The sequence below is a fragment of the Lentzea sp. HUAS12 genome (genome assembly GCF_024125735.1).
GTDB lineage: Bacteria > Actinomycetota > Actinomycetes > Mycobacteriales > Pseudonocardiaceae > Lentzea > Lentzea albida.
Window position 1 is genome coordinate 2,685,713 of the sequence record NZ_CP099738.1, and the last position, 17,191, is coordinate 2,702,903.

17 protein-coding genes and 1 pseudogene are annotated in these 17,191 nt (G+C 72.5%); 17 read left to right on the forward strand and 1 reads right to left on the reverse strand.

The window, feature by feature from the left end; genetic code table 11:
* Positions 1-32 precede the first annotated feature (32 nt).
* The 17 genes and pseudogenes from ND450_RS11865 to ND450_RS11945 all read left to right on the forward strand — a co-directional run bounded on the left by ND450_RS11865 (position 33) and on the right by ND450_RS11945 (position 15,160).
* Positions 33-800, forward strand: a complete 768-nt coding sequence (locus tag ND450_RS11865) for an alpha/beta fold hydrolase (protein WP_253326193.1) — start codon at positions 33-35, stop codon at positions 798-800.
* 245 nt (positions 801-1,045) lie between these two features.
* Complete coding sequence (locus ND450_RS11870) at positions 1,046-1,483, forward strand: DUF4383 domain-containing protein (RefSeq protein ID WP_253326194.1); 438 nt, start codon at positions 1,046-1,048, stop codon at positions 1,481-1,483.
* 42 nt (positions 1,484-1,525) lie between these two features.
* Positions 1,526-2,254 (forward strand): GAF and ANTAR domain-containing protein, encoded by a 729-nt coding sequence (locus ND450_RS11875; RefSeq protein WP_253326195.1) that lies wholly within the window; start codon positions 1,526-1,528, stop codon positions 2,252-2,254.
* A gap of 23 nt (positions 2,255-2,277) precedes the next feature.
* Positions 2,278-2,478 carry a hypothetical protein gene (locus ND450_RS11880; protein WP_253326196.1) on the forward strand — a complete coding sequence of 67 codons (201 nt, stop codon included), beginning with the start codon at positions 2,278-2,280 and terminating at the stop codon, positions 2,476-2,478.
* A gap of 122 nt (positions 2,479-2,600) precedes the next feature.
* Positions 2,601-3,344 carry a hypothetical protein gene (locus ND450_RS11885; protein WP_253326197.1) on the forward strand — a complete coding sequence of 248 codons (744 nt, stop codon included), beginning with the start codon at positions 2,601-2,603 and terminating at the stop codon, positions 3,342-3,344.
* Entirely contained in the window at positions 3,295-5,208 is a 1,914-nt protein-coding gene (locus ND450_RS11890) for a CheR family methyltransferase (protein WP_371927691.1), read from the forward strand. Before ND450_RS11885 ends, ND450_RS11890 begins: the two co-directional genes overlap by 50 nt.
* Positions 5,209-5,229: 21 nt before the next feature.
* Complete coding sequence (locus ND450_RS11895; RefSeq protein WP_253326199.1) at positions 5,230-5,691, forward strand: DNA topology modulation protein FlaR; 462 nt, start codon at positions 5,230-5,232, stop codon at positions 5,689-5,691.
* Between the two features lie 56 nt (positions 5,692-5,747).
* A pseudogene (locus ND450_RS46020) lies at positions 5,748-6,059 on the forward strand (phosphotransferase); the annotation flags it as partial.
* A gap of 47 nt (positions 6,060-6,106) precedes the next feature.
* A complete protein-coding gene (locus ND450_RS11905) occupies positions 6,107-6,532 on the forward strand; it encodes a phosphotransferase (protein WP_371927692.1) in 426 nt (141 codons plus the stop codon).
* A 66-nt stretch (positions 6,533-6,598) separates the two neighbouring features.
* On the forward strand, positions 6,599-7,897 hold the full coding sequence (locus tag ND450_RS11910) for a hypothetical protein (protein ID WP_253326202.1): 1,299 nt from the start codon (positions 6,599-6,601) through the stop codon (positions 7,895-7,897).
* Positions 7,898-7,926: 29 nt separating this feature from the next.
* The gene (locus ND450_RS11915) at positions 7,927-9,153 is read left to right on the forward strand and encodes a MoxR family ATPase (protein ID WP_253326203.1); all 1,227 of its coding nucleotides are present in this window, start codon (positions 7,927-7,929) and stop codon (positions 9,151-9,153) included.
* Entirely contained in the window at positions 9,150-10,364 is a 1,215-nt protein-coding gene (locus tag ND450_RS11920) for a VWA-like domain-containing protein (RefSeq protein ID WP_253326204.1), read from the forward strand. Before ND450_RS11915 ends, ND450_RS11920 begins: the two co-directional genes overlap by 4 nt.
* A gap of 203 nt (positions 10,365-10,567) precedes the next feature.
* Positions 10,568-11,470, forward strand: coding sequence for a hypothetical protein (locus tag ND450_RS11925; protein ID WP_253326205.1), 903 nt, complete (start codon positions 10,568-10,570; stop codon positions 11,468-11,470).
* On the forward strand, positions 11,467-12,585 hold the full coding sequence (locus tag ND450_RS11930) for a hypothetical protein (protein WP_253326206.1): 1,119 nt from the start codon (positions 11,467-11,469) through the stop codon (positions 12,583-12,585). Before ND450_RS11925 ends, ND450_RS11930 begins: the two co-directional genes overlap by 4 nt.
* 5 nt (positions 12,586-12,590) lie before the next feature.
* A complete protein-coding gene (locus ND450_RS11935; RefSeq protein ID WP_253326207.1) occupies positions 12,591-12,938 on the forward strand; it encodes a hypothetical protein in 348 nt (115 codons plus the stop codon).
* Positions 12,939-13,592: a caspase family protein gene (locus tag ND450_RS11940; protein WP_253326208.1), complete on the forward strand. Its 654-nt coding sequence runs from the start codon at positions 12,939-12,941 to the stop codon at positions 13,590-13,592.
* 143 nt (positions 13,593-13,735) lie between these two features.
* Positions 13,736-15,160 (forward strand): hypothetical protein, encoded by a 1,425-nt coding sequence (locus ND450_RS11945; RefSeq protein ID WP_253326209.1) that lies wholly within the window; start codon positions 13,736-13,738, stop codon positions 15,158-15,160.
* Here the strand turns inward: ND450_RS11945 and ND450_RS11950 are convergent.
* On the reverse strand, positions 15,153-17,165 hold the full coding sequence (locus tag ND450_RS11950; RefSeq protein WP_253326210.1) for a 2Fe-2S iron-sulfur cluster-binding protein: 2,013 nt from the start codon (positions 17,163-17,165) through the stop codon (positions 15,153-15,155). The genes ND450_RS11945 and ND450_RS11950 overlap by 8 nt on opposite strands.
* Positions 17,166-17,191 lie beyond the last annotated feature (26 nt).

The following is a 17,191-nucleotide window of genomic DNA, read 5'->3' on the forward strand; positions in this document are numbered from 1 at the left end:
TCCTCGGCACCCCGACAGAAGCGAGCGGAGCCATGACCTCGAGTTCAACCGGACAGCTGCGATCGCTGGCGCGCGAACACGTCGCCGTCGCCGCGCTCACCATCCCGCGCCTGCTGCGCCACCCGGTGTGGCGCAAGGCGAACCCCCACGAGGGCGCGGGTCTCGGCGTGGTGCTGGTGCCCGGTTTCGGGGCGAGCGACCTCAGCCTGACCTTCGCGAGCACCTGGCTGCGCGACCGCGGTTACGTGCCGGTGGGCGCGGGGGTCGGGTTCAACGTCGGGTGCACCTCCGAACTGGTGGACCGCGTCGAGCAACGCCTGGAGGAGCACGCCGAGGCCACCGGCGGACCGGTGGTGCTGTTCGGGCAGAGCCGCGGCGGCGGCCTCGCCCGGCTGGCCGCCGTCCGCCGCCCCGAACTGGCGCGCGGGCTGGTGATGCTGGGCAGCCCGCTGCTCGACCCGCTGGGCGCGCACCCGCACGTGCTGCTCGCCGCGAAGGCGCTGGCGGGCCTGTCCGCGCTCGGTGTGCCCGGACTCATGGACACCGACTGCTTCTCGGGCACGTGCTTCGAGGACAACGTCGCCGCGGCCACGGCCGCCCTGGAGGTGCCCGCGGTGTCGGTGTACTCCAAGTCGGACGGCATCGTGCCGTGGCAGCTGTCCCTCGACCCGTCCGCCGAGTGCGTCGAGGTGCACAGCACGCACACCGGCATGGGCGTCGACCCGGACGTGTACCTCGCGCTCCGGCCGCGCCTCGCCGAGTGGGCGGCGGAGCGGTTCGACCTGCGCGCGACCGGGTGAGGTGGTGAGCGGGCCCGACCTGCGCGCGGAGCGTGAGGCGAGGCGGCACCTCACCTCGGTGACGTGAGCCGGCGGTAGCGCCCACGCCGCGAGCCACACATGCGAGACGCGACCAAGGAGCAGCCCCACCCCGTCGTCCACTCGGGACGATCCACACCGAACCACCCGACCGGGGCGGTTTGCGCGGCGCCCACGGGGGGTAGCCGCATGACCGAAGCGGTAGCCGCTCCGCACGGGAGGTCGTCATGGCCCGGACCGAGATGACCACGCGCGCACCGGTGCAGAACGTGGCTCTGGCCGTCGCCGCCGTGTTCACCGCGGTCGGTGTCGCCGGTTTCATCCCCGGCATCACCACGGGCTACGACACGATGTCGTTCGCCGGCCACGAGTCCGAGGCGGTGCTGCTGGGGCTGTTCATGGTGTCGGTCCTGCACAACGTCGTGCACCTCGCGTTCGGTGTCGCCGGACTCCTCATGTCGCGGACGCCGCACGGCGCGTACTCGTACCTCGTCGGCGGTGGTGTCGTGTACCTGCTGCTGTGGCTGTACGGCGTGCTGGTCGACCACGACAGCTCGGCCAACTTCGTGCCGGTCAACGCGGCCGACGACTGGCTGCACCTGGGACTCGGCGTCGGCATGACCGCTCTCGGGCTGGTGACGGGCCGCGGCCGCCGCCGGCACTGATGCCCGAGCCCCGCGCGACCCGACTGGACGAAGGTGAAGCCCGTGACACTGCACGAACCGGCGCTCGGCGAGTCCCTCGACGAGGTGACCAGGGCGTTGAACTCGCTGGACGAGGCCCTCGGCCGCTCCGACGACCTGCCCGCGCTGGTCGAGCTGGTGCCCGCGCAGGTGCACCGCGCGGTGCCCGGTGCCGACGGGGTGTCGGTGACGCTGCTCAGGGGCGGCGAGCCGTACACGGCCTCGGCCACCAGCGAGCTGGTGGTGGGGCTCGACGCCGTGGAGTACCGGGAGGACGCCGGGCCGTGCGTCGACGCCGCGAAGACGGGGCAGCTCGTCCGGGCCGGGATGGACGAGGCGCTGGAGCGCTGGCCGGTGTTCGCGCGGGCGTGCCGGTCCGCCGGCATGGTCAGCTTCCTGTCCACACCGCTGACGGTCGACGAGCGGCACGCCGGCGCGATCAACGTCTATTCGACGCGCGACAACGGTTTCGCGGACCTCGACGTGCAGCTGCTGGGTCTCTACACCGCGGCGGCCGAGGTCGGGCTGCGCAGCCACAGCAGATATCTGCGGGCGTCCGAGCTCTCCGAGCAGCTGCGCACCGCCCTCGCCTCCCGCGCGGTGATCGACCAGGCCAAGGGGATCATGATGGCGGTGCACGGCATCACGGCCGACGAGGCGTTCCGGCTGCTGGTCGAGCAGTCCCAGCGGGAGAACCGCAAGTTGCGCGTCGTCGCGGAGGAGTTCGTGAGCGACGTCCTGACCCGGCGATGACGAGTGATCCCAGGAAGGGCGCCATGACCACGCTCCAGTCCCCGCCGCCCCGCGTCGCGCGGTGGCAGCCGAACCGCCGGTCCGTCCGGTTCGCCGTCGACCTGCTCGGCGGGCTGGGGCTCGTGACAGGGCTCGTCGCGGCCTCGTTCACGTTGGTGTTCGGTGGCGTCCTGGTGCTGTTGGCGGGCCTGTGCCTGCACATGACCCGCACACGGGCCGAATGAGCGGCGCGCGGTCCCCCGGCCGGGGGGAGGGACCGACCGAGCAGGACCGCCGCGCAGCGGTTACCGTCCTGTTCCGCGCCGGTGCACCCGCCGGACCCCGATCCCCAGGAGGACGCGGGCGCATGACGGGCCTCGGAGTCGAGAAGACCGAGCTGGCCGGCGTGGTGGTGGCGACGCCCGTGGGCAGGCTCGACCTGTCCTCCTACCCGTCGCTGCGTGACGACCTGCTGAAACTGGTGGCGGAGACGCCCGTCGCGGTGGTCGTTCGGCTCGGACCCGGGTTCGAGGTCGCGAGCAGGGCCATGCTGGCCGTCTTCACCTCGGTCTGGATGAAGGCCGCCCAGTGGCCCGGTGTGCCCGTGGTCCTCGTCGCGGAGACCGACCGGCACCGGCACGAGCTCGCCCGCGGCGGCATCTCCCGGCAGATCGCCACGGTGGCGGACCTGGACTCCGCGCTCGAGCGCGCCGCGGAACCGCCGTTGCGCCGCTACCGCCGGCGATCGCTGCCGAACTCGCTGGTCGCCGCGCTCCTGGCGCGGGAGGAGGTGCGCACCGCATGTGAGGAGTGGGACCTGCCGGCGCTGGTCGACGACGCGCTGCTGGTGGCGACCGAGCTCGTGGAGAACGCGGTCCGGCACGCCCGCACCGAGTCCCTCCTGCGCCTCGAACTGCGGGCCAGCGGACTGTCCCTCGCCGTCCGCGACGGCCACCCCGAACCCCCTGTCCTGACCGCCTCGCGGCCAGGCGCGGCGGGCCACAGAGGACTGGAGCTGGTCCAGGGGAAGTGCGTCGCCTGGGGCACGAGTCCGTCGTTCGATGGTGGCAAGATCGTGTGGGCCGTGCTGGCCCCCAGGCCGAAGCGGTAGCTTTGCCGTCGTGAACGACCGTCGCCCCGACCCTGACCAAGCCTTCGAGGACGTGCTGCTCTACCTCAAGGAGTCGCGCGGCTTCGACTTCACCGGCTACAAACGCACGAGCCTGCAACGGCGCGTGCGGCACCGCATGAGCCAGATCGGCATCGAGAACTACCCGGACTACATCGACCAGTTGCAGGTCAACGCGGACGAGTTCGGCGCGCTGTTCAACACGATCCTGATCAACGTGACGGGCTTCTTCCGCGACACCGAGGCGTGGACGTACCTGCGCGAGGACGTGGTGCCGACGATTCTGGCCGAACGCGGGCCGGACGACCCGATCCGTGTGTGGAGCGCGGGCTGCGCGTCCGGCGAGGAGGCTTACAGCCTCGCCATGGTGCTCGCCGACGCGCTGGGCCCGGACCGGTTCCGGCAGCAGGTGAAGATCTACGCCACCGACGTCGACGACGAGGCCCTCACCCAGGCGAGGCTCGCGAGCTACGGCGAGCGCGACCTGCAGAGCGTGCCACCGGAGTTGGTCGCCAAGTACTTCGAGCAGCAGAACGGCCGCTACAGCTTCCGCAAGGACCTGCGCCGCTCGGTCATCTTCGGCCGCAACGACCTGGTGCAGGACGCGCCGATCTCGCGCATCGACCTGCTGGTGTGCCGCAACACGCTGATGTACTTCAACCAGGAGACCCAGTCCAAGATCCTGGGCCGGTTCCACTTCGCGCTCGTGCCGAAGGGCGTGCTGTTCCTCGGCAAGGCCGAGATGCTGCTCAGCCACAGCCGGATCTTCGACCCGATAGACCTCAAGCGGCGCATCTTCCGCAAGGCGCCCAACGGTTCCGGCAGCGCGGCGCACTTCGTGTCCTACCCGATGGTGCACGACCGCCGGGTCGACGTCGGCGGCATCGACGAGCTGCGCGAGCACGCCTTCTCCGCGAGTCCCGTCGCGCAGGTGGTCGTGACGGCGGACGACGTGGTGGCGCTCGCGAACCAGCAGGCGCAGACGACGTTCGGACTGTCCCCCAAGGACGTCGGCAGGCCGCTGCGCGACCTCGACCTCTCGTACCGCCCGATCGAGCTGCGCGGGTACGTCGAACAGGCCCGGCTGGAACGCAAGTCGTTGCGCGTCAAGGACGTCGAGTGGTTGCGCGGACCCGGCGAGTCGCTGTGGTTCGAGATCCACGTGAACCCGCTGATCGGTGTGGACAACACGATCCTCGGCGTCTCCGTGGTGTTCCACGACGTGACGTCGGCGCGCAGGCTGCTCGAGGACCTGGAGTACGCCAACCGCCAGCTGGAGTCGGCCTACGAAGAGCTCCAGTCCACCAACGAGGAGCTCGAGACGACCAACGAGGAACTCCAGTCCACAGTGGAGGAACTGGAGACCACGAACGAGGAACTCCAGTCCACCAACGAGGAACTGGAGACGATGAACGAGGAGCTCCAGTCGACCAACGACGAGCTCCAGACCATCAACGACACCCTGCGCGAACGCAGCGCCGAGCTCGACCAGGTCAACGAGTTCCTCGAGTCGATACTCACCTCGCTGCGCGCCGGCGTCGTCGTCCTCGACCTGCAGATGCGCGTCCTCGCCTGGAACCGCGGCGCCGAGGAGCTCTGGGGCGTGCGCCGCGACGAGGCCGAGGGCGAGCACCTGCTCAACCTCGACATCGGCCTGCCTGTCGCCGAACTGCGCCCGGTGGTGCGCTCGGCCCTGTCCGATCCGGCGTTCATCGACGAGGTCAAGCTCACGGCGGTGAACCGGCGCGGCCGCGAGGTCGTCGTCCGGGTCGTGTGCAGCTCGTTGCGCAGCAACAGCGGTGAGCCCGCCGGGGCGATCCTGGTGATGGAGCAGCAGACCGACTAGGGGTTCTGGCACGATCATCTCGTGGAACGTGTGGTGGTACTGGGCCGCGGCGGTGCCGGGAAGTCGACTCTCGCGGCAGCCCTGGGGGCCGCGACCGGGCTTCCCGTCGTCGAGCTCGACAAGCACTTCTGGGGTCCGGGTCTGGAATCGACGCCGCTCGAGCTCTGGGTCGTCGTGCAGGGCGAGCTCGCCGCCGAGGACCGGTGGGTCATGGACGGCGACCTGGGCCCGTACGACGTGCTCGACGTCCGGCTCCGCAGGGCCGACACGGTGCTGCTGCTCGACTACTCGTTCCCGCGGTGCGCGTGGCGGGCCGTGTGGCGATCGAGGGAGAACGCCGACTTCTGGCAGTGGGTCTGGTCGTGGCGCCGCCGGTCCAGGCCCGTGCTGCTCGAAGCGCTCGCGGCACACGCGCAGGACGCGGAGGTGCACGTGTTCCGCGGTCCGCGTGCCACAGCCCGTTTCCTGGCACGGTTCTCGTGACCGAGCTGCCCGCGGCGGTCTCCGGGTGGCTCGCCGAGCACCTCCCCGGCGCGCGGGTGGCGGGTGAGCTGTCCGGCGGGTACCGCAACCAGAACGTCGCCGTGGTGAGCGGGAGCGGCGAGAAGTTCGTCCTGCGGCGATACCTCCGGGGCGACACGTGCGCGGTCGAACGCGACCTCGCCGTGCGGGTGAGCGGCGTGGTGCCGGTCCCCGAGGTCGTGGCGGCGGATCCGGACGGTTCGGCGGCCGGGGAACCCGTGCTGCTGTCGCGGTTCGCGGACGGCGTGATGCTCAACCGGGTCGTGGCCGCGTTAGGTGACGGGGAGGCGGAGGAACTCGGCCGCGCCGTGGGTTCGGTGCTGGCGTCGATCGGCACGATCGGCTTCCGGCGTTCACCGCGAACCGCGTCGGCGACATGGCACTCGAACCCCGCGACAAGGCCGCGTTGCTCGCCCTCGCCGAGCGCGACCAGCGGGTGCTCGCGGGCGTGGCACCGGTGGCCCGGCTCGTCCACTCCGACTTCAACGGCAAGAACCTCCTCGTCGCCCGCGGAGGAGGCCGCTGGTCGGTGACCGCCGTGCTCGACTGGGAGTTCGCCTACAGCGGCAACCCGCTCGCGGACGTGGGGAACGTGCTGCGCTTCCCCGAGGACACCGGCCCGGCGTTCGAGCACGGGTTCGTCGCGGGGTGCGGACCGCTGCCCGGCGGCTGGCGCGAGGTCAGCGCGGCACTCGACCTGTTCGCGTTGGTGGACCTGCTCACGCTGCCCGCGACGCATCCGTTGCACACCAAGGTGGTGGCCGCGGTGCGGGCAAGAGCGGAAAGCACTTGCGCGCCCTGATACGGTTCCCGCGATGACTACTTCCACGAGCAGATCGGGGGTCCCGTTCACCAAAGGTGAGTGCTGATGCACCACTTCGTGAACGGACGTTCCTCCCGCCTCCTTCTCTGGTCGCACGTGCGCGAGTTCGCCGTGCCGCCGTCGATGATCGAGTCCTCCACCACCCGCCGCGAGTCCGGCGACTGGGCCGGTGCCTGCGCCGCGGCACGGGTCGACGTGGACCTCGACCTCCGCGTCGTGAGTCGTGCCCGCGGCAGACCGCTGGCACGGGCGCTGCGCGCCGACCTGCGCCACCTCGCACCTGACCTGCTGCGCTGGCACTTCCCGAGGGTCGGCCCGGACGGCCTGCTGAGGCCCGGCCTCACCGTCTCGCTGGCGAGGTACGCGGGCCACGAGGTGCACCTCGTCGCCCGCACGCCTCCGGCCTGGGCTGCCGCGGGCCAGCGGATCAGCCTTGCCGTGTGGGCGCCTTCCGGGGTGCTGGCCGGCGCGGGCGGGCATCCGCATCCCCGGCCCGACCGGCGGTTCCGCCTCGACCTGCACCGCCACCTGTGGGATGCGCGCAGGACGGCGGAGTTGGCGCTCCGCGCCGGGAGCGGCGGGGATCCCGGCGGGCGCGCCCTCGACCGGTGGGGTGAGGAGGCCGCGCTGCTGGTCCGCGCGGACGGGGTGGAGGGCAGCTCGGTCGGGGTGCGGCTCGGGTCGCGGAAGTGGGTGGTGCTGGACGGAAGTGGCTGCGGGGCAACGGATTCGGGGCCGCTCGACCCCAGGGGCACCCCGGCCACCTCTCGTCCCGCCCTCCCGATCCTCCCCGACGCCGCGACCTGGACATCCCCGGACCTCGACCTGGTGCGCGCCGGCCTCATCACCGCCGATCGCCTCCACCCCTTGGTCGCCTCCGCCCTCATCCCACCCGAAGCACGGCCCGCCCCCACCGCAAACCCGGACGGCACAACGAGTTCCCGCCTCGTCGACTGCCGGGGCGCCAACCACGAGATCGGGGTGGTCGGCGGCGTCCTGGTGCCGCTCGACCACTCCCCCGACGAGATCCGCCGCGAGGAGCTGCTGGTCGCGTTGGGCGGCAACGGGTTGCCCTGTCTGAGGGCGATCGATGCCGCACACCGCCATCCGGAAGACCTCCCGGACGTCCGGGCCCGCCTGGCGCACGGCGACGTCGCCGGCGCCCTGGCCGTGGTCGAAGGCCTGCTCGGGCCGGACGCCCTGCTGCGGACCGGGCCGTTGCGCGCTGCGCTGGAGACGGCCGCGCGACGCAAGGTCGTGCACGGGTTGTACCGCGCCGGGCTCGTCCAGGGGCCCGCACCGTCCACAGAGGAACGCCGCCGGCAGCGCGCGTCCGTCCGCTGACCCCTCTTCGCTCAAAGGTGACCACACACATGCCTGCTTTCTCGAACGTGCCCGACGGATCCCGGCTGGACGTCGCGGCCGAGTTGCTCGCCCTGCTCGGGGACACGGCCACCGAGCCGCGCGACGATCCCCAGCTGGAGGCGCTGACGCTGGCCGTGTCCGCGGACCTGCCGGTGCTGCTGTGGGGTGAGCCCGGGATCGGCAAGACCGCGGCGCTCACCCAGCTCGCCGAGGCGCTCTCGTTGCCGTTGACCACGGTGATCGCGAGCGTGCACGAGCCCTCCGACTTCTCCGGCTTGCCGGTGGTCGGGGACGACCCGGCGACGCAGGGCGTGCCGATGGCGCCTCCCGACTGGGCGGTGCGCCTCGTCAGGGCCGGGCGCGGTCTGCTGTTCCTCGACGAGCTGTCCACCGCGCCGCCCGCCGTGCAGGCCGCGCTGCTGCGGGTCGTGCTGGAACGCCGTGTCGGCGCGCTGCGGTTGCCGCCGGGTGTGCGGATCGTCGCCGCCGCCAACCCGCGGACGTCGGCGGCCGACGGCTGGGAGCTCAGTCCGCCTCTCGCCAACCGGTTCGTGCACCTGCAGTGGAAGCACGACCACGACGTCGTGGTCCGCGGGCTGGGCGGGACCTGGCCCACCACGGCACTCCCGCTGCTCGACCCGGCGCTGCTGCCCGATGCCGTGGCGTTCGCCCGCCGCGCGGTGTGCGGGCTCCTCGCCGTCCGGCCGAACCTCGTGCACCAGCTGCCGAAGAACGAGACGGCGCGCGGCGGTCCGTGGCCCTCGCCGCGCAGCTGGGAGATGGCGCTGCGGCTGATCGCGTTCGCGACCGCGGCCGGGACGTCCCGCGAGGTGCTCTCGGCGCTGGTGCGGGGCGCGGTCGGGGACGGGCCCGGGCTGGAGCTGCTGGCGAGCATCGACCGGATGGACCTGCCGGATCCCGAGGTGCTGCTCGCGGACCCGGCGGTGGCCGTGCTGCCCGAGCGCGGTGACCTGCGGCAGGTGGTGCTCGACGGGGTGGTGGCCGCGGTGCGCGACCGGCCGGACGAGGCCCGTTGGAACGCGGCGTGGGCGTTGCTGTCGCTGGCTCTCGACACCGGAGCGCCCGACCTCGTGGTGGTCCCGGCGGCCACGCTCGCCGCGCTGCGTCGCGACGACTGGCAGGTCCCCGCGACGATCGACCGGCTGGCGGGCGCCGTGTCGTTGTCGCAGCGGACGGACCGGGCCCTGGCCCGCACCGGGGGTGGTGGCCGGTGATCCTGGACGAGGAGAAGCTGTTCGCCGCCCGCCTGTACGCGGTCCGCTGCCGGCCCTACCTCGCGACGGCGTTGTTCGCGCTGCACCCGGTGGAGTCGCACCAGGTGCCGACGATGGCCGTCGACCGGCACTGGCGCTGCTACGTCTCGCCCGCGTTCGTCGACCGCACGCCGCTGGAGGAGCTCGCCGGCGTCTGGGTGCACGAGGTGTCCCACCTGCTGCGCGACCACCACGGGCGCGGCGACCGGTACGCGGTGCAGCACGAGCTGCACGGGCCGGGTGAGCGGCTGCGGATGAACATCGCGGGCGACTGCGAGATCAACGACGACGTGTTCGGCGACGGCCTGCCACGGCCCGACGGCGCGGTCCACCCGGAGGCGCTGCGGCTGGCCGAGGGCCAGCTGATGGAGGACTACCTGCGCCAGTTCCGGCTGGGCCGGCACACGAACGCCTTCGCGTGGCTCGACTGCGGCAGCGGCGCCGACGGCCTGGAGCGGGTGTGGGACCTCGGGCCGGACGGCGCGCACGGGCTCAGCGAGCAGGAGCGGGACGCCGTCCGGTTCCGCGTGGCGGAGGGCATCAAAGGTGCTCCCGGCAGCGTCCCGGACGGCTGGAAGCGGTGGGCGGAGGAGGCGTTCCACCCGCCCCAGCCGTGGCGGAGCCTGCTGCGGGCGGCGATCCGCTCGGCCGCCTCCGGCCCCGGTGTGGGCGAGGACTACACCTACGGCCGGCCGTCCCGCAGGTCGGCGGGCGTGCCCGGGGTGGTGATGCCGAGCCTGCGCCGCCGCCCGCCGCGGGTCGCCGTCGTCGTCGACACCTCCGGGTCCGTGAGCGACGCCGAACTGGGTAGCGCGCTCCTCGAGATCGCGGCGATCATCCGGGCGGTCGGCTGCCGGCGCGACCTGGTGTCGGTGCTGTCCTGCGACGCCGCCGCCCACGTCACCGGCCCGTGGTGCCGAGCGGAGGGGATTCCTCTCGTGGGCGGCGGAGGCACGGACCTGCGGGAGGGCTTCGCCACGGCCCTGCGTTCGCTCCCGCGTCCCGACGTCGTCGTGGCCCTGACCGACGGCCAGACCCCGTGGCCCGAGTCGGCACCGCCGTGCCGCACGGTGGTGGGCCTGTTCCCCCGCCCGAAGACGATCTCCGAGGACGATCCGGACTACGAACCCGACACCCCACCGGAGTGGGCGCACGTCGTCACCATCGGCTGACGGCCACACGCAATCGAATTTCGCGACGGAACCGTTCCACTGACATCGGTGTCACTTTTTTGGCAGCTTTTCCCAGATCTCATTCCACCCCGCTGAGAAATAGATTGCGACATCAGAGTGAATGCATTCGAATTCGTTAACAGACCGGAGGAGGAGCGCTACTAATCCGGTTGTCGCACGCCGTCACCGGAAGGACCCGCACGTTGAACGAGAACCAAGTCCAGCCCTTGCCGGGCTGGCGGGGTGGCGACGGCAACGCCGCCTACCTGGACAAGAACCTGTGCCACCGCCCGATGGACCTCTACCTCGACGACACGGTGAGCTGGCGCGTGGTGTTCCAGCTGTGGGCACGCGCGGCCGCCGCGTCGTTCCTGGTGTGGGCGGTGTTCGGGCTGCTCGGCTTCCTGGTGGGCCTCGGCAGCATGTCCGCGGGCAGCATCGACACCGCCGCCGGCGCCTTCGTCTTCTGGTCGATCGGCAACGTGGGCGCCGTCGTCGTCTTCTTCGTGGTGCTGCTGCTGACGAAACTGCCGGAACCGGTCGCCGAGTGGCGCGTGGTGCTGACCGACCGCGCCGAGTTCGCGCCGTCCGTCTACAGCCAGATCTCCGGCACGCTGCGGCACCGCCAGCTCCCGCTCGACGGCGGGACGCGGCGAATTCGCACCGGCGCCGGTCCGCTGGAACTGAGCCACCGGTTGTTCCTCACCGAGGGCGACTTCCGCGTCTACGTCTCGGTGTTCAGCTACGGCACGAGCCTGTACCTGGGGTGGCAGATGTGGCGCTCGCGGCGCGGTTCCACGCTGATCCGCCAGTTCCTGGTCGGCATCGTGCGCGGCATGTCCGGCCAGAACGACCCGGAGATCGCGATGCTGCGCGCCGACCGGGCGAGGGCCATGCGCGAGGCCGTGCACGCCGCCTGCCGCGAGGGCCTGATGGTCGCGGTCGAGGGCATCCAGGTGCCCGAGCAGTTCGGCTTCCCCTACGGCATGCCGCCCGTGGAGGAGGGCGCGTTCGCGAGCGGGCCGGTGCCGGGCGGGTACTCGCCGCCGGTGCAGCACGGGGCCCCGCCGGACACCGGGCGCCACAGCCTCCCGGGACACCAGTGACCGCTCCCGGCGTGCTCGTGGAGAGCACGGCGCAGATGAGCTGGGCGTGGGTCGGCGTGCGCGTGCACCCGGCCCGGCGGCTGGCCGAGACCCGCGCGTTCGCCGACGTGGAGGAGCCGCAACGGCTCGCGCAGACCACGGCCCGCGAACGCGCCTGGCTCGCGGGCCAGTGGACCACCGCGTCGCAGGAGCGCTGGGAACTGCGGTTCCGCAACGACCCGGCGACGCGGCTGGTGTCGTGCACGCTGCTCGGCCGGGTGCAGGACCCCGACCCGCGCCGGGCGGAGGAGGCGGCGGTGCGGCTGCGCCACCGGCTCGCCGCGGCGCCGCCGCACGTGCTGACCGAGCCGTTGCCGGACGGGCGGGAGATCAGCCAGGAGCTCGTGCCGGGCCCACTCGACGTCCGGGGCACCTTCGAGGTGCGCAAGCGGCTGAGCTGGGCGCCGTGCTCCCGGCGCGACACCGGCCGGCAGTTCTGCTTCGCCTTCACCGCGCCCCGCCCGCCCGAGGACCGTTCGTGGGAACCGGTGTGGCACGAGCTGGCGCGGATGCCCGAGCCGACCGTGCTCAGCCTCTACCTGGAGCCCTACGCCCCCTCCCTCGCGCTGGCGGGGGCGCTGAGGCGACTGGCCGAGGAGTACGACGTGCTCGCCCGCCCCGGCCCGGTGAACCCGATCTGGACCAGTGTGGCGCCGCCGGCCGACCGGATGGCCGTGCACGCGGCACCGCTGCTCGCCCAGGCCGCCGCCCGCTACACCTCGGGACCCTGCTTCCGCACGCGGATCTCCGTCGCGTCGCAGGGCCCGGTGCCGTACGGGTTCGCGGACCTGGTCGCCGCCACGACGGGCGGCGGGGTGGCCTGCCCGCCGCCGCCCACCGAGCTCGACGCGGCCTGGCGCAACCTCGCCGCGCTCAACCGGGACTGGCTCGACCACACCTACCGCCAGGGCGCTCCTCCCGGGAGCCTGCGCGAGGCCGAGCGGATCCTGTGCGACCTGGTCGACCTCGACGAGGCCGCCCTCGCGTTCCGGCTGCCCTACGAGGTGCCGGGCCACCTGCCGTTGTTCGACACCGCGCGGCGCCGCCGCCGGGGCAACACCGCCGCCGAGAGGTAGACCCGTTGTCCGACAAGACCCTCTTCGAGTTCGACGGCGACGCCGCCGACCGCGACCGGGACGCCCGCGACCTGGCCGCCTGGCTGGAGGAGGACCTGCGGGGCAGCGTCGACCTCCGCATGAACGGCCCGGCGGAGGGTGAGCTGGGCGGCGCCGCCGACGCCGTCGTCGTGGCCGCCGCGACGGTGCCGCTGGCCCGGCCGTTCTTCACCTGGCTGACCGAACGGGCCAAGGCGCGCCGGATCAGCCTGCGGATCACCCGCGACGGAGAGCGGCTGGAGATCGACGTCGAGGCGCCCGCGGACGCCGAGTCGCTGCTGGAGCGCATCACGCGGCTGCTGGACGAGGGCTGAGTGCCCGACTCCCGCGCCGTGCTGGTCGGCACCAGCACCTACGTCGGCGGCCTGCCCCAGCTGGACCAGGCCGCCGCCAACCTCACCGACCTGCACGACGTCCTGCTCGACGTCGTCGACACCGGTGGCCTGCACCTGTTCACCGATCCGGTGGCGGCGCGGCTGGTCCTCGACCGGCTCGACGGGTGCGCCTCGTCCCCGGCAGACCTGCTGCTCTTCTACTACGCCGGGCACGGCCTGCGCGACCAGGACGACCGCCTCTGCCTGGCGCTGACCGGTTCGGTGGACACCCCGCGCGACGCCCGCCGCACGTCGTTGCCGCTGGACTCCGTGCTGGAGATCATGAAGCACGCCAAGGCGCGGCACCGGGTCGTCGTCCTCGACTGCTGCTACTCCGGCCTGGCCCTGGACTCCCCCGCCGCCGCGGACCTGCACCTGCTGACCGCCACCAACCGCACCACCAAGGCCGCGTACCGGGCGGGCGCCCGCAACACCGAGTTCACCGGCGAGCTCGTGCGGGTGCTCGACGGGCCGGGACCGCTCGACCTCGGCGGGATCTACCGCGAGCTCGACCGGGCGCTGACCGCGCGGGGGCGGCCGCGTCCCCGGCAGCGCTGCGTGGACCACAGCGCGGACCTCGTTTTGCGGCCCTAGCTTCCCGTCGGCGGTGGCGTCCGGTTGGCCGCACGCCGTTGCGGCAGAAGATCCAAAACTCCCGCCGCAGCCATCCCCCACGTCGTGTGGCGCGTCTTCACCACCGAGAGGTCAACACGAACTGGGGTTTTCATTTGCGTGCATTGACGATCGGCCTCACGGCCCTGCTGACGACGGCACTCGCGCCCGCGGCTCACGCGGCGCCGCCGTCCAACGACGACTTCGACGAGGCCACCACCATCTCGTCGCTCCCGTTCAAGTCCACAGTGGACACCGCTGAGGCGACGGCGACCGACGACCCGACGTACTGCGACTGGGGCACGAACAGCGTCTGGTTCCGCTACACCGCGCCCGCCGACGGTTTCGTCCGGATGGCGACCGACCGGCCGGAGGACGAGAAGCCCGCCATCTCGGCCTACACGGGCACGCGCGGCGCGTTGACGTGGACGCCGGGCGCCTGCCAGCACCCGTACGGCGGCGGGTCGACCACGTTCGCGGTGACCGCGGGCACCACCTACCACTTCCTCCTGCAGGACAGGCGGTTCGCGGGTCCCGTCGAGTTCGGCCTCGAGCTCGTGCCGCGGTCGGTCAACGACGACTTCGCGGCGGCCGCACCCCTGCCGATCGGCACCGACGTCGCGGGAGATCCCGGACCGGCGACATTCGAGGTCGGCGAGCCGAGGTCGCCCTGCGACCGACTGTCCACCCGGTCGCTGTGGTACCGCTTCACGCCCGATCGCGCCGGGATCTTCGCCGCGCAGGTCACCCAGCGCACCAACCTCGCCGCGGTGACCGTCTACCGCGGCACCGCGCTCGACGCACTGTCCGAACTGGACTGCCTCAACTCCTCCCACGACCCGGTGGTCTTCGCGGCGACGCCGGGTGAGACGTACTACGTCCGGGTCGCGAACGACATCTACGGAGCGGAGCCGCTGACGCTGCGACTGGAGGACGCACCGCGGATCACGCCGACGGCGTCGTGGGTGCTGCCCGCCGCCCCTGGCGTGTTCGACGAGGTCCGGTTCGGGATCGACTCCGGCGACCCCGCCGGGCGCTGGCTCGCGGGCGGCGAGGTGCACTTCGGTGACGGCACGTCGGCGCCGATCACGGCCGTTCCCGGTCAGGCCGAGGTCCGGCACCGGTACGCCGCCGACGGCGCGTACCAGGTCACGATCACCGGGTACACGGCCGACGGCAGGACCGGCAGTTCGACGACGACGCTGAGCGTCGAGACGCACGACGTGACCCTCGCGGCCGTCAAGGCACCCGCCGCGGCGAAGGTCGGGGAGACCGGCCAGGTCGAGGTGTCGGTCACCGGCACCCGGTACGCCGAGGACGTCGTCGTGGAGTTGCTGCGCCGCAGGGCGGACGGCTACCACGACGTCGTCGGCACCGTTCGCCGGCACGTGGCGGTGAACAGCACGGAGGTCGTGCCGTTCGGCTACACGTACTCGGCGGACGACGCGGCGCTCGGCAAGGCCACGCTCAAGGCCCGCGTGCGCCTCGACGGGCGGGCGGACAACAACCCGGCCGACAACGAGCGCGTCGCCGAGACGACGGTCAGCTGAGTTCCAGGGTGACGTCCGTCAGCGGAGCGCTCGTGCAGGTGAGCACCTGGCCGTCGTCCTGTTGCGGGGACACCTTTCCGGCCAGCAGTTTCACCACGCACTCGCGGCAGCTGCCGACCGTGCACGAGTACGGCATCGGCAGACCGGCCGCGAGCGCGGCGTCGAGCAGCGTCTGACCGGGCTCGACCACCGCGGTGCCCACGCCTTCGACGGTCATCCGTTGGGGCGTGGCGGATCCCGCCGCGGTGGCGGAGCCCGCGTAGCTCTCCACCCGCACCCGCCCGGCGGGGATGCCGAGCCCGTCCAGCGCCTTCCGCGCGGTGGCCGTAAGGGCTTCGGGCCCGCACAAATAGAACCGCGCTCCTGGCGAGAGCGAGAGATCGGTCGTCCACCGCTGCACAGCGGGGACGTCGAGCCGGCCGACACGCGACGTCAGCACGTGCGTGACCGCGAACCGGCCGGGGTGCTCCTCCGCGAGCGCGGCGAGTTCGGCGGCGAAGATGGTCTCCTCCTCGGTCCGGTTGCTGTAGAGCAGGGCGATGCGGTCGCCTTCCGGCTCGGCCAGCACCGTGCGGATCATGCTCATCATCGGCGTCACACCGCTGCCGGCCGCGATCAGCACCACGTCATCGCCGGTCTCCAGCCGGAAGGCGCCGGACGGGCCGCGCACGGCCACCCGGTCGCCGGTGCGGAGGGAGCGGACGTGCCGGGAGAACCGGCCGCCCTCCACCTGCTTGACCGTGACCTCCAGCCGGGTGGTCCCCGGTGCCGACGACGCCGAGTACGGCCTGCGCACCGGGACGCCGCCGACGTCGGCCACCAGCGTGAAGAACTGGCCCGGTAGGAAGTCGAACGGCTCGCCGTCCTCCAGGACCAGCGTGACGGCGCTCGGCGTCTCGTGGCGCACCTCGGCGACGCGCACCTCCCGCAGCGGTTCTTCCTGTGACACAACAGAAGGAGGTGTGGTGGCGAGCTCGTAGCCCTCCTTGCGCAGACCTGTGCGGTAGGCGAGGTTCATGACCGCCCTCAGCCACTTCACCGGCACGATGCCGGCGATCCTGAGCAGGACCGACCGGCCCTTCACCGTGTTCGCGGCGAGGTGCCGGCCCGCCAGCGCCATCAGGTCCGGCACCTTGCCGCGGGCGGCCGGGTTCCACAGCCGGGCGCGCGTCACGGCGTCGCTCGTGGTCAGCTCGGCGGCTTCGACGTCGACGAGCACCGCGGCGTGCGGTGGCGTGCCGCGCAACGACAACGGCGCCAGCACCGCCGGGTCCGCGGTGATCGTTCCCCGCCCGCGGACGTGCAGCACGCCGTTGCGCCCCGGCACGAGCGCGGCGAACGAGAGCCGGTCGTCCGCGAGCAGGTTGTGGAGCGTGTCGGCGCGCCGGTTGCCCTTGCGGTCCGCGATCACGAGCGTGCGGCCGTCCAGGATCCGCGCCACCGCCTCCTGGTCCCCGCGCGGGCTCGTGTCGCTGCCGCCATCGCCGTCCCAGGTGGACAGCACCAGGAACGGTGCGCTGGCCAGGAAGTCCGCGACACCGGGTGTTGCAAGTGGACCGTCCGCCACCTCGGGAGCGGGGTGCGCGGAGGCGGGCGGTTGCCACAGCCCGGAACGCAGCACGGCCTGGGCGCAGTGGACGTACACCTCCTCGACGTCGAAGCCGCCGCGGCGCACGACACCGTTGACCCGCAACGTCTCCCCGGCACCCGGCAGGAGGAAGAGCAACGACGCCGGTCCGTCGGCGGCGTCCGTCTCGAAGGAGATCCGGGCCGGCGAGAGAACGCGGGCGAAACCCGGTGCGCCGCCGACGAACGTCGTCCTGCTCGTGCCGTTGGCGTCGCGGTGCCCGAACCCCGCGATCGGGCTGCGCGCGAGCACGTCCACGCAGCCCTCGTCGAGCGCGGCGAGCTGCTTCAACATGATCATCGACGCCGGACGTCCGACGAGGGCTTCCACCCCCTCCACAGTGCCGATCCGGCCGGAGCTGACGTCTTCGCAGGTCATGACACTATTGTGAGCTTTTGCTCATG

Excerpts from the sequence above, each read along its gene's own strand:
- ND450_RS11910 (WP_253326202.1), top strand. The coding sequence starts at position 6,599 with ATGCACCACTTCGTGAACGGACGTTCCTCCCGCCTCCTTCTCTGGTCG.
- ND450_RS11870 (WP_253326194.1), top strand. The coding sequence starts at position 1,046 with ATGGCCCGGACCGAGATGACCACGCGCGCACCGGTGCAGAACGTGGCT.
- ND450_RS11950 (WP_253326210.1), bottom strand. The coding sequence starts at position 17,165 with ATGACCTGCGAAGACGTCAGCTCCGGCCGGATCGGCACTGTGGAGGGG.
- ND450_RS11890 (WP_371927691.1), top strand. The coding sequence starts at position 3,295 with ATGGTGGCAAGATCGTGTGGGCCGTGCTGGCCCCCAGGCCGAAGCGGT.
- ND450_RS11880 (WP_253326196.1), top strand. The coding sequence starts at position 2,278 with ATGACCACGCTCCAGTCCCCGCCGCCCCGCGTCGCGCGGTGGCAGCCG.
- ND450_RS11885 (WP_253326197.1), top strand. The coding sequence starts at position 2,601 with ATGACGGGCCTCGGAGTCGAGAAGACCGAGCTGGCCGGCGTGGTGGTG.
- ND450_RS11905 (WP_371927692.1), top strand. The coding sequence starts at position 6,107 with ATGGCACTCGAACCCCGCGACAAGGCCGCGTTGCTCGCCCTCGCCGAG.
- ND450_RS11865 (WP_253326193.1), top strand. The coding sequence starts at position 33 with ATGACCTCGAGTTCAACCGGACAGCTGCGATCGCTGGCGCGCGAACAC.
- ND450_RS11915 (WP_253326203.1), top strand. The coding sequence starts at position 7,927 with ATGCCTGCTTTCTCGAACGTGCCCGACGGATCCCGGCTGGACGTCGCG.